This is a genomic window from Sphingomonas populi (assembly GCF_004208535.1).
In the GTDB taxonomy this organism is placed as follows: Bacteria; Pseudomonadota; Alphaproteobacteria; order Sphingomonadales; family Sphingomonadaceae; genus Sphingomonas; species Sphingomonas populi.
On record NZ_SGIS01000037.1, the window covers coordinates 39391 to 51226 of the forward strand.

Below are 11836 nucleotides of genomic sequence, written 5' to 3' on the forward strand. Positions count from 1 at the left end.
CTTTGACGATTTTGCCGCTTCCGGTGCCGACCGGGCGCTCAATCGCCGTCTCATGGGGATCAGCGCGTGACCGATATTTCGCAATCCATGTCGCGCCCTGCCGTGAAAAACGAAAATGGCAAGGGCATCGCGCTGCTTTCCGCCCAGATCCTGCCGGTGATGGCGATAGTCTCGTTATTTCCGGCGATCCCGAAACTGTTTCAACAGTTCGGCGGCATTCCGCACGCCGCGCTGTTGGTGCCGATGATCTTGACGATCCCGGCGCTGATGGTGGCGATCTTCGCGCCGGTGGCGGGGGCGTTAGCCGACCGGTTCGGGCGCCGCGCCAGCTTCCTGTCGGGGATGTTTCTCTATGTCGCGGCCGGGTTGGTTCCGATCTTCACCGCCGACATCTTCGTGATCGTCATCAGCCGCGCCGTGCTGGGGCTTGCCGAGGCTATGGCCGTCACGGTGTCGAGCGCGTTGATCGGGGATTATTTCGGCGAAAACCGGCAGAAATGGACCTCGTGGGTCGGGATCGTCATTTCTCCGTCGGGCACGCTTTTACTGATCGCCGGTGGGTTTCTCGCCGATTGGAACTGGCGCGGACCATTCTTCATCTATCTCCTCGCCATTCCGGCTTTAATTCTCGCGCTCATCTACATCGATGAACCGGAGCAGACCGCGCGGGCGCGTGAGCGCGATATCGCCAAGCTGCCGTTCCCGTGGAGAGAGGCTTTGGTGATTGGGGCGCTGACCCTCGTCGCATCGCTCATCTATTATGTCGAGCCGCTCCATATCGCGCAGGTCTTCAGCTTGCTTGGCGTTACGTCGCCTGCCGTCGCGGGGGTTGTCCAGGCGCTCACGGCAGTCGGCTATGTCATCGGTGCGCTTATCTACCGGCAGACGGCGCGAAGGGCAACACCAATGGCCCCGCCATGATGCTGGGGTGGCGTGCCGCTGAACTGATCCTGCAAGACCGCGACCGAAAGGCTTGAGACTATGACCAATGCGGCGCTTTCCATTCTCGTCATTGGCGGGGGGATTGGCGGCCTTACCGCCGCGATCGCGCTCCGACGCGACGGCCATGCCGTGACCGTGATCGAGCGCGATCCGAAATGGTCGGTCTATGGCGTCGGGATCATTCAGCAGGCCAACGTCGTGCGGGCGATGGAGCAGCTCGGCTTGTTGCAGGATTATCTGGCGGCAGGCGTCGGCTTCGACGGCGTCGCAATCCACGCTCCCGACGGAACGCGCGTCGCGACGGTCACTTCGCCGCGGCTGGTCGACGGAGTCCCGGCCAATGTCGGCATCGGGCGGCCGGCGCTGCACAAAGTGCTGGGTGATCGGACGATCGCGGCGGGGGCAATTGTCCGTCTCGGGGTTACCGCCGAGCGGCTCGACGATGACGGCACGGGTGTGACCGCGCATTTCTCGGACGGCGGGATGGAGCGTTTCGACATCGTCGTTGGTGCGGACGGCGTTTACTCCAAAACGCGCAAGGCGTTGTTCCCGGATGCCCCGGGTCCAGAATTCACGGGGCAGGCGGTATGGCGCTACAATTTCAAACGCCCGCATGATCTACGCGATCTGCATGTCTATAACGGGCCGACCGGGGTTGGCCTGGTGCCGATCAGCGCAGACCTGATGTATATGTTCGCGACCACGCCGGAGCCGGGCAATCCGACCTACCCAACCGCAGGCCTCGCCGCCGCGATGCGCGAAAAGCTGGCGAACACCGCCCCGGCGATCCGCGAACTGGCGATGCAGATCACCGACGATTCAGGTGTCGTCTATCGTCCGCTCGAAGTGCTGATGCTGGATCAGCCGTGGCACAAGGGGCGTGTGGTTCTGCTGGGCGACGCCGTGCACGCCACGACGCCGCATCTGGGGCAGGGGGCGGGGATGGCGATTGAGGACAGCATCGTACTCGCTGAGGAAATCGCCAAGGCCGATACGCCCGAATCCGCCTTCACGGCGTATGCGGCGCGTCGTTTTGAGCGCTGCCGGTACATTGTCGAAAGCAGCCTCGCCATTTGTTACGGACAGATCGGTAAGGGTGCGCTCGTCGACAATCATAAGGCGACCGCCGCAATGTTCGCGGTGACGGCGCAACCGATCTGACGCGGCAAAGCGTTGAAGCGAGCGGAGCGATGAGAGTCGCCCGAAAAGAAGGGTGAGGAGCGAGATGAAACACTGCAATAGTATCGCAATTCTGGCGATCCTGGGCGCGGGTAGCGGTTGTGCCGCGCCCGCCTCCGCGCAGCAATCGGCGACGTCGAACACATGCCTCCAGAAGACTTGGCGTGATCCGCCACCGAGTTACAAGTCGGTCGAAATCCAGGCGGACAATCGCGTCACGTTTCGCGTCTGTGCGCCGCTGGCCAAGGACGCCAAGCTCGTCAGCGCCGATCTTCCCGATATCGTTCCCACAGGCATGACCGACGGGATCGCCGCTGGCGCGGTGATGACGCGCGATGCCACAGGTCTGTGGAGCTGGACGACCGCTCGTCCGGTTCCGGCTGATACGTATCGCTTTACCTTTCAGGTGGATGGCGCACCTGTTCCCGACCCGCGCGGGACGGCTTGGTCCGAGCAGGTCAATGGCGTCACGTCGGTGTTCGAGGTTCCCGGGCCGGAGGGGGCTTTCCAAACCTATGATGAGAAGGTCCGGCACGGTACGGTTAGCGTGGTGGAATATTGGTCCAAGAGCCTCGGAATTAAGCGCCGCGCGCATGTCTACACGCCACCGGGCTACATGCGGGGGACGACGCGGTATCCCGTCCTGTATCTTGTTCACGGCGCGGGCGATAGTGACGGCAGTTGGACGAGCGTCGGGCATGCACAGTACATTCTCGATAATCTGATCGCGGCCGGAAAGGCCAAGCCGATGATCATCGTGATGCCCACAGGGCATACGCCGTACAAAGCCGGGCAGAGCATCTTGACCAATCAGGATTTCGGCAATGATTTTCTGACCGACTTGATACCCACGATTGATCGCAGCTATCGAACGATTGCTACCGCGTCGTCGCGAGCGATGGCAGGCCTTTCGATGGGCGGCGCACATACGATCAATTTCGGTCTGCCGCATTCGGATTTGTTCCGTTACCTTGGTATCTTTTCGATGGGTATCGGTATCGAAAACCCGCAAGCCGAGGTCGCTGCGTATGAAAATGCGAACGCGGCTGCATTGCGCAGGGGCGCTAAGGAATTCAAGCTCGTCTATTATGCAATCGGCAAAGATGATTTCATCTTCAATTCGTCAAAGCCCATGCGGCGTATCATGGACCGTTACGCTATTCCCTATGTATACAAAGAAAGTTCCGGGGGTCATACTTGGATAAATTGGCGTAGATATCTGAACGATTTCGCTCCGATTATCTTCAAATAGATGCTGAATGATCCTACCGGCTGACGCCGGTAGGATCATTGGAGAGGACTGAAGCCTTAATTGGTACTGCGTCCATCATCTCAATCGCGGGAGCAGCGCGAAACGGTCTATACGATCGCGCCGACCGCTGAGGATCTTTGAGCCGATATCATCGAAGCATTCGACAGAAGCAGCTAAACCCCGCCCTTAATGCTACACTGCATTCGCTATCACGGACGTGTCGCTTCCCCGTGGGAGTGCCATGAGTTCCAAGGAGACGGTGATGCGGCCTGCACGGAATGTCGCTTTGGCGGCGGTAGTCGCACTGTTCCTCCTTCCGTTCCCCGCCCGGGCGTCGGAATGGTGGTATGTGAACAGCGGCGCAAATCGCGTGCTCTTCGTCGATGCCCAGTCGATCGCGCGCAAAGGCGACATCGTTACCTACTGGACCATGTCCGTGATTCAGCCCGGCGAGCCGGAGGTGATGACGAAGGCGCATATGCGTGCGGATTGCGGCAGGCGCCGGCTCGGCACGCTCCAGATGTTCCGGTATGATGAAGCAGGTCGGCAAATCGGCGACGAGCCGGCGCATCCCGCGCCGATGCAGGCGGTGCCGCCGGACAGCCTCGGAGATACGCAATTCCACTTCGCCTGCGGCGACGACGGCTATCGGGTGACGAATGATCTGTTTCCGTTGGCGATCGATGAAGTGACCTTCGCGAAGGCGCTGATCGCGCGCGGCAACAGGCCGAACGACGCGCACGGCCTGCATGAAACGATGATCGCACGCCAGACCGGGGCCGCCGCGTCGCCACGCGCCGAGCCGAAAGTCGTGCCAGAGGTGGTGGCAGTCCGCGCCGATAGCGCGCAGGCCATCGCCGAAGACGGCGCCGAGGAAGCTGCGCGGCTCGAAGCGTCGTGCAAGTCCGGCACGATCGCAGACTGCGCGCTGCTAGCGACCCGATTGGCCGGGGGCGACGGCATCCCGAAGGACGAGGCCCGCGCCGCGAGCTTCTTTGAAAAGGCCTGCGCCGGCGGCGATGCCGACAGTTGCACCTTGCTTGGCATCGCCTATCATACCGGCGCCGGCGTGACCCGCGATGCCGAGCGGTCGGCGGATGCTTTCGCGCGGGCCTGCCAGAGCGGCGGTCCATCGGACTGCGCCAATTTCGGGTTGGCGCTGGTTAATGGGGACGGCGTGGCGAAGGACGTGGGACGCGCATTCGGCTATTTTGATGCGGCTTGCGAGAGCGGCAATGCCGCTGCCTGCTCCAGCCTGGGAGCATCCTATTCGATGGGCGTAGGTACCAAAGCCGATCCGGGAAGAGCACGGCGCCTGTTTCAGAAGGCATGCGACGGCGACGATCCGGGCGGATGCTACAATCTCGGGGTCGTCTTCGATCAGGGGCTTGGCGTAAGGAAGGACCCGGCGCGTGCAGCCTCGCTCTACGAAGGCGCTTGCGAGCGGGATGACGGCGCGGCCTGCGGCAATCTCGGGACGCTGGTGCAGAGTGGCAATGGCACCCGGAAGGATGCCATCCGTGCCGTCGAGCTGTTTCGCAAGGCGTGCATGCTCGAAGACGCCGACGGCTGTCTCAATCTCGGTCGGGCCTATCAGGCAGGCGCCGGAGTGACCCGCGACGTGGCTCAAGCTGCCAGTTTCTTCCGGCGCGCACTGGCGATCGAGCCGGACAAGGCCGATGCCCGACGTGCGCTCGCCGAACTCCCGCCTGGATGACGCTGCCTGCGGGACAGCCGTCGGGCCGGGACGCCATGAGCGCCGGGGCTGCAAGTTGGGTTGGCGATAGAGCGTGTCGGCGCGCGTTGTGTTGCTAGCGATTAGTGTCTTCCGAACGACCGCACCATCCCGGGAGGTAGCTGGCATGATGGCCTGACGCGAGATCGACCGCTTTTGCGAGCGCACGTTCGAAATCATGCTCGACGAGCTTGCGCCCGATTCGATATCGCAGGAAATCCGCCCACAAGAACTCCGAATAGGGTGTCGGATCTTTGGCGCAGCCGCCCTCGCGACGCAGCGCGCCGGCGAGCGAACGGTACGGATCGTCCGTCATCGCGCCGATCTTGCGCGGTAAGGTGCGGTGCGGCTGCCGTGTGCCTTCGGCATCGAACGGATGCAGCCAGTTACGATTGTCCATGAAGGTCCAGAACAGCGGCTTCTTCAGGCTACTCAGGTCGGCGACGATGCTGACCAGGACCTGCGTCACGCCCTCATCGTGCAGGGCGCGGACCAGATGATGGTGATCGATCAGATACGGTACGTGCTTGGGTCCAAGGATTGCGGGGATCATGTGGCGGCCGAGAAAGTCAGGTCCGTCGATTTCGACCCGCTTGCGCCAGTCCGCACGCTTGCGCGCGACCTCGCGCAGGCCAACCGTCATTTGGGTGGGCCGGAGATCAGCGATTGCGACCGGGTGGAGTACGGGGGCGAAATCCTCTTTCATACACGATCCTTTGTGCCCGAAAGCTTCGCCTCGAGCGCGACGACTGCATCATCGACGCTGTAGCTGCTGCGGCGATCCAGATCGACGGCGCCGGCGATCTTCAACAGATCATAGGCGTGATCGTGCAGTCGCGCGAGTTGGAGAGGAACCCCCGCCGCTTGCAACGCACCGTCGAACTCGATCAGTGCATCGAGCGCGGTGCTGTCGAGATCGTAGCTCTCCTCGAGACTAAGCACGATCCCGCGAAGCGCTGGGTTGGCGCTGGTCCGCATCCGCACCAGCGCCAACATGCGTTCGGCGTTGGCGAAGAACAAAGGCTCGGTCGGGCGCCAGATCGCGACATCGGGCGGCGCCACGGCATCGCTGTGGCGTGCGATGTCGACGTAATTGTGGCCGTCGCCGAGCCGCCCCAGACGGGCCAAGGTCGGCGTGGCGATCCGCCGAAGCAGGGCCGCCAGCGATAGCAGGATCGCGAGCAGCATTCCGTTGAGGACGCCCAGCGCAAGCACCCCGAGCGCCGCACCCGACGCGACATATTGATCGCGATCCAGACGCCACAGCCGGAGCAACGGCGCAGGGTCGAGCGCGTGGGTGAGTGCCGCGATCACGACAGCCGCCAGCACTGGCTGCGGCAGAAGCGCGATCGCCGGCATGGCGAACAGGATCATCATCGCCAGACCGATTGCCGCAATCACGCCAGTTGCCCGGCTTCCGGCGCCCGCCGCCTCGCTCGCCGAACCGGCTGAGAAGCCGGCACCAACCGGCATGCCTTGCACGAGTGCGCTCGCCACATTGGCGAGGCCGAGTCCGGCCAGTTCGCGATTGGCATCGACCATATCCCCATGGTGCAGCGCAAGCGTGCGGATCGTGCCCCAGGATTCGGCGAACAGGATCAGGACCAGCGGGACGGCATATTGCGCCAGCCGGGCTAGCGTGCTCCAGCCGGGCTGGGTGAGCGATGGCCATTCCATACGCGCATCGATCGCCCCCACCAGGGCGACTCCATATCGGTCGAGCTGGAAGACATGCGACGCCACCACGCCGGCCAGCAGCACGCACAGCGCGCCTGGAACCGCCGGCACGCGGCGCAGCGCCAGCAGCGCGGCCAGCGCAATCGCGCCGGTGAGGAGGCTCACGGGATTCCACGATGGTGCAGAGGCGATCAGCGCGATCGCAAAGCGTGCGACGTCGGGCGCGGCGACAGCGACGCCGGTGACGATGGGCAACTGGTGCAGGATGATCGTGACCGCGATGCCGAACGCGAAGCCGTGCAGGACAGGACGCGAGATGAAGCTCGTCATCGCGCCAAGCCGCGCGGCGCTGGCCGCCAAGAACAAGAGGCCGGTCATCATCACGACGAGCGTGGCGAGCGCGGCTTTGTCGCCCATACCGACGGGTATCGCCGCCAGGGTGGCCGCCAGGATCACGGCCGAAGAGGACGTCGCCGACACGATCGCGAACCGGCTGCGGCCGGCGATCGCGTAGCCGAGGCAGCCCGCGATCGCCGCGAAGATCGCGCGCTGCGCTGGCAGTCCGGCAATCCCGGCATAGGCTACCGCCTCGGGTAGTATCAGCCCGGCGACGCACAGGCCCGCGACGAGATCGTTTTTCCGCATCGCGCCACAATAGCGGCTTTACCGTTCGTGCTGGCAAGAGGGTGCGAGGGTGATCCGCGCGCCGATCCGACCGCTGAGAACGGATGTTCGGCGCAACCTTCGATAAGCGGGACTCTCGTTTACCAAAGTTGAACGCCTTTCCGATATCGTTGCGAGGAGGGAGCTGATTGCGTGGCGCTGTGGGACAAGAGCATGTGGGGACAGAAAACTGTTCGCCGCCTTTGCACAACCTTGCGAAGAGATCGCAAGGGCGTGGTCGCGATCGAGTTCGCGATCGTCGGACCTGCCTTTATCGCGCTGCTGCTCGGCATTCTCTACACGATGTCTATCTATCTGGCGCAGCAAATGCTGGAAACCGCAGCGCAAAGCGCGGGCCGGCTGTTGCTGACCGGTGCCGTCCAAACCAGCAAAATGGCAAACGGCAACGTCGGTATGTCGGCGAGCGATTTCAAAAACGCGATCTGCAACGGCGCGTCGGGCAAGGATGCCAATGGCCAGGCTTTCACCATTCCCGTCCTCCTGCCGTCTATGCTGACCTGTTCGCGGCTGACGGTGAACGTCACCAATGCGACCAGCTACAATGTCAACAACTCCGCAGCGCCGACATTTACCTATGACAGCAAGGGCGTTCTGACATCGACGGGGTCCGGCTATAATTACCAGTCGAATGGCGACGGCACGAACCGCATCGTCATTCTTCAGCTCATCTATCTTTGGCCGACCGGACGCGGCCCGCTCGGGTTGAATCTCATCAATCAACCGAATGGCAACCGCATGATCGTGGCGACATCCGTGTTCACGACAGAAAAATATGCGTGCAATTCGGCGCAATCGTCATGCTGAGGCGTCTTGCGACGAACACGCGCGGCGTGGCGCTGGTCGAATTCGCCATTTGTCTGCCAGTGCTTTTGCTGCTGTATCTCGGCGGATGCTGCCTTTCGGACATGCTCGCGTGCAACAGAAAGGTCACGACGGCGACCCGCACGCTTGTCGATCTGGTCGCGCGCACGATGTCCCCAACGATCGTCTATAACGACCCGCAAAGCGCCAATGCAAAATCCTATCTAAGTGCGAGCGCCGTCGTCCTGTCGCCGTATAAACTCGACGCCGCGACCGAGCAGGTTTCGCTGCTCAGGGTGTGCGACGCGACCCATGCCTATGTCGTCTGGACGCAGGCGCAGACGCAGAACGTCGACGGCAGCGTCGTGAGAGCCACAACGCCCGATCAGACGGCCGGCACGCTCCCGGCCAATCAGGCGCAGGCCGCCAACACGGTCATTCCGATTCTCACCAATATGGTCATCTCGACGATGGTGCCGACATCGCCCGACGGATCGAATGTCTGTAAAAATCTCGCCCCCGGCACCGCCACCAAGACCCAGGTCGGGACGGCCGGCGGCTGGCTGTACATGGGCAAGATCTCATATTCGTTCACACCCTCGGTCAGCTACCTCGCCCTCGGTCCCGTGACGCTGAAGCACACAATCTACATGATCCCCCGTCTGTATTAGGCTCGGAAAAATGACGAACGGTTCCGTATTGCGCAGGATCAAGGACGGTGCGCGTGGCTTCGCCAGGCGACTGAAAGCCGACCGGAAAGGCGGCGTCCTGATGATTACCGCGTTCGCGCTGATTCCGCTGACCTTCGTCACCGGCTTCGCCATCGATTATTCGCGTGCGATGAGCCTCCAGACGCATCTGAATGCCGCAGCGGACGCGGCTGCTTTGGCGGCGGTGTCGCCGTCGATCATTTTGCAATCGAACGAGGTGGCGGCCACCGCCGCCACGAATATGTTCAACGCGCAAGCGTCGCTGGTGACGGGTTTTCAGGGACTGACATTTAGGCCGCCGGTTATAACGGCGGCATCATCGACCGGCAACGGTGCGCTCGGGTATCTTCGCAAGGTGACGGTGAGTTACACGGCCCAGTCAATCAACATCTTCGCAGGCGTGCTCGGCGTGCCCACGCTCACCGTCACCGGCACGTCGACGGCGAGCGCCGCGCAGCCACCGAACGTGGATTTCTATCTGGCGATGGACAATTCACCCTCAATGCTGCTGCCCGCCACGTCCGGGGGCGTCAGCAGTATCCTCGCGGCGACGACAAATTCGAATAATAAAAATGGCTGTGCATTCGCCTGCCACACGCAACTGCCGAAGATCGACAAGATCTATATTAAAGATACCCAATTGCGGCATATTTTGCTTTCGACGGGATATTACACCTCCGGGTCTTCCAAACAGAACATTTACTATCGCTGGGATTCGGCGAGCAAACTCGTTTATGATAGTTCTGGAAATTCAATGACGTCTTCGACGAGTTCGACCTCCGGCTCGGCGAATTCATCCTCTGGCTCTACCACGACAGTTACAGTCACCACATATACCGTACCAAACGATATCATCGATGGTCTCGTCACGATCTATAAGCAGGTGACGTCGACCCCGACCACGACCAAGACCACAACATCCAATGGCAGGACGACAACGACAACAACTCCAGGAAATCCGACAACAACTACCAGTGTATATGACACAGGATATTGGGCTGACGGCTATTGGCTTACGCACAATTACGGCAAGATTTACAACAACCCTTCCAGCATTGTCCTGCGGAAGGACGACATGGTTTCGGCAGCGTCGCAGTTGATCCCCTTCGCGGCCAATCAGGCGGCGCAATATCATGTCACCTACCAGGCCCAGATGTTCTCGTTCGACTGGACGAAACCCGGCACCACGTCACCGGTCAAAACCCTCAACAATCTGACGGACGTCGCGTCGTACGGTAGCGGCTTCTCGGCGGCGTCGCTCTTTCCGGCCGACGACTATTGGTGGAAAAATTCGAAACCGACCAGCTCAACCGACAACAACGACCGTTCGACCGAGGTCAGTAACATGCTCTCGATCATGAACTCAAAGATTCCCACGGCCGGGACGGGCGCCCCCGGAGCGACGCCCCAGAAGATACTGTTTCTCATTACTGATGGCATGCTCGATCAGCCCAATGGCAGCGGCCGGTATTTCGGGCCGTTGCGGAGCAGCGATCTGTCACTGTGTACCGCGATCAAGGCGAAAGGCATCAAGATTGCGATCCTGTATACCCAGTACCTGCCGGAATCCCTTGCTGGCGATGACTGGTCCCAGTCGAACGTCGCGCCGTTTCTTCCCGCGCCGCCGTCGCCATACCCCTCCGGCAACGCAGGGAGCAGCGATCAGGTACTCGCCGGCCTGCAGAGCTGTGCATCTCCTGGTGCTAACAGTTCTCCCCTGGTCCAGACCGTGACCGCGAACGACAGCATCATAACGGCGCTCCAGCAGTTGTTTTCCACTGCCCTTCAGAGCTCCCGATTGGTTCAATAGAAAAATTTAAGCATGGCACTCCCTTCGGCAGGGTCGTCAGCTACACCTGGGAGATGGCAGCGAGCCTGCTGGCTGAATGGCTGCTCGCCACCACCGCAGGCCGCTCGTCATTCGTCACCGCCTCAGCTATCCCACGCCGCGAGACGCAAGCCGACGTGTAGGAGCGGACGTATATCGTGGCGGAGACCAAGACCCTGAACGAGCGGCTAACCGCGATCGTCACCGAGGGCGACGCCGCTTGGTTTGCGGCGCATCCAGACAACCGCGTGCGGATGCGCAATGCAGTGGCCGGCGAGTTCAGCGAGGAGATCGGCACGGCGCCGGTGGGCATGACGTGGCGCTGCATCATCGTGGAAGCGCAGCCCGGCGTTCGAATGCGGCAGCCCGTGGCGTTGCCGATGGGCGTCAGCAACGATATGAGCGATCATCAGCTTTTCGCACTGTTCATGCAAGCGGCACCACCGCAGGCGAAGAGGATGATCGATCAACTCCGCGCAGCGAAGCTGTCCGGGGTATCGAAGCCGGTAGGGTAGGGCGGTCTGTCTTCGCGGTTTGCCCGGCCTATACCCGAGCGGTGCGGTCCGCTTCGAGTCGCTTAAGCGCCTGGCTAAGCGCGGCTGCCAGGGTCTGCGTTCCCGGATGCAACAGCGAAGTATATACCGGTACGTGCTTGAAATCGCTTGGTGACCTACGGAAGCGAAACCTACAATGTAAATACATGATATAATTACATAAAATAATGATTTTGGCAATCTAATACCATCAAAGGTACCATCAATTTCCTTGGAGGCTTTGTTCTCGCTTGCGACGAGTGTCGCCGTCGGGAGCTGGACCGATTCGCATTGGCATTTCGGTGACGCGGGCTTCACATCATGCGCGTACGAAGGTTGAAAAGGATGACCAGCGTGCCGCCGACCATTAGAGCATAAATCGATCTGATTGAATCGTGGGCGATTCCCAAATCGGTTGCGATCTGATTCAGTACGGCCTTCGAGCAAGGAGGTTGATACATGCCCAGGGCGCTGTCGGTTGATCTACGCAAGCGG

General features: G+C 61.4%; 10 protein-coding genes and 1 pseudogene. 8 read left to right on the plus strand and 3 right to left on the minus strand.

The features are described 5' to 3' along the window. Positions 1-66 precede the first annotated feature (66 nt). The 4 genes from EWE75_RS19335 (at position 67) to EWE75_RS19350 (ending at position 5090) form a co-directional block, all read left to right on the plus strand. On the plus strand, positions 67-921 hold the full coding sequence (locus tag EWE75_RS19335) for an MFS transporter (RefSeq protein ID WP_130159747.1): 855 nt from the start codon (positions 67-69) through the stop codon (positions 919-921). Between the two features lie 60 nt (positions 922-981). After that, positions 982-2103 (plus strand): FAD-dependent oxidoreductase, encoded by a 1122-nt coding sequence (locus tag EWE75_RS19340; protein WP_130159748.1) that lies wholly within the window; start codon positions 982-984, stop codon positions 2101-2103. 64 nt (positions 2104-2167) lie between these two features. Next, positions 2168-3373 (plus strand): alpha/beta hydrolase, encoded by a 1206-nt coding sequence (locus EWE75_RS19345; protein ID WP_130159749.1) that lies wholly within the window; start codon positions 2168-2170, stop codon positions 3371-3373. Positions 3374-3635: 262 nt separating this feature from the next. After that, on the plus strand, positions 3636-5090 hold the full coding sequence (locus EWE75_RS19350) for a tetratricopeptide repeat protein (protein ID WP_165388452.1): 1455 nt from the start codon (positions 3636-3638) through the stop codon (positions 5088-5090). 94 nt (positions 5091-5184) lie between these two features. Here the strand turns inward: EWE75_RS19350 and EWE75_RS19355 are convergent, their stop codons facing one another. After that, entirely contained in the window at positions 5185-5814 is a 630-nt protein-coding gene (locus EWE75_RS19355) for a ParB-like protein (protein ID WP_130159751.1), read from the minus strand. Further along, on the minus strand, positions 5811-7430 hold the full coding sequence (locus tag EWE75_RS19360; RefSeq protein WP_130159752.1) for a SulP family inorganic anion transporter: 1620 nt from the start codon (positions 7428-7430) through the stop codon (positions 5811-5813). The genes EWE75_RS19355 and EWE75_RS19360 overlap by 4 nt, the downstream gene beginning before the upstream one ends. A 171-nt stretch (positions 7431-7601) precedes the next feature. On the opposite strand from EWE75_RS19360, the gene EWE75_RS19365 reads away from it, so the two are divergent. The 4 genes from EWE75_RS19365 (at position 7602) to EWE75_RS19380 (ending at position 11323) form a co-directional block, all read left to right on the plus strand. Beyond that, the gene (locus tag EWE75_RS19365) at positions 7602-8273 is read left to right on the plus strand and encodes a TadE/TadG family type IV pilus assembly protein (protein WP_130159753.1); all 672 of its coding nucleotides are present in this window, start codon (positions 7602-7604) and stop codon (positions 8271-8273) included. Beyond that, complete coding sequence (locus EWE75_RS19370; RefSeq protein WP_130159754.1) at positions 8267-8941, plus strand: TadE/TadG family type IV pilus assembly protein; 675 nt, start codon at positions 8267-8269, stop codon at positions 8939-8941. Before EWE75_RS19365 ends, EWE75_RS19370 begins: the two co-directional genes overlap by 7 nt. Positions 8942-8951: 10 nt before the next feature. Then, a complete protein-coding gene (locus EWE75_RS19375) occupies positions 8952-10790 on the plus strand; it encodes a TadE/TadG family type IV pilus assembly protein (protein ID WP_130159755.1) in 1839 nt (612 codons plus the stop codon). A gap of 176 nt (positions 10791-10966) precedes the next feature. Beyond that, positions 10967-11323: a hypothetical protein gene (locus EWE75_RS19380; RefSeq protein WP_130159756.1), complete on the plus strand. Its 357-nt coding sequence runs from the start codon at positions 10967-10969 to the stop codon at positions 11321-11323. 332 nt (positions 11324-11655) lie between these two features. Here the strand turns inward: EWE75_RS19380 and EWE75_RS25320 are convergent. Continuing rightward, positions 11656-11836, minus strand: a pseudogene (locus EWE75_RS25320) (hypothetical protein); the annotation flags it as partial.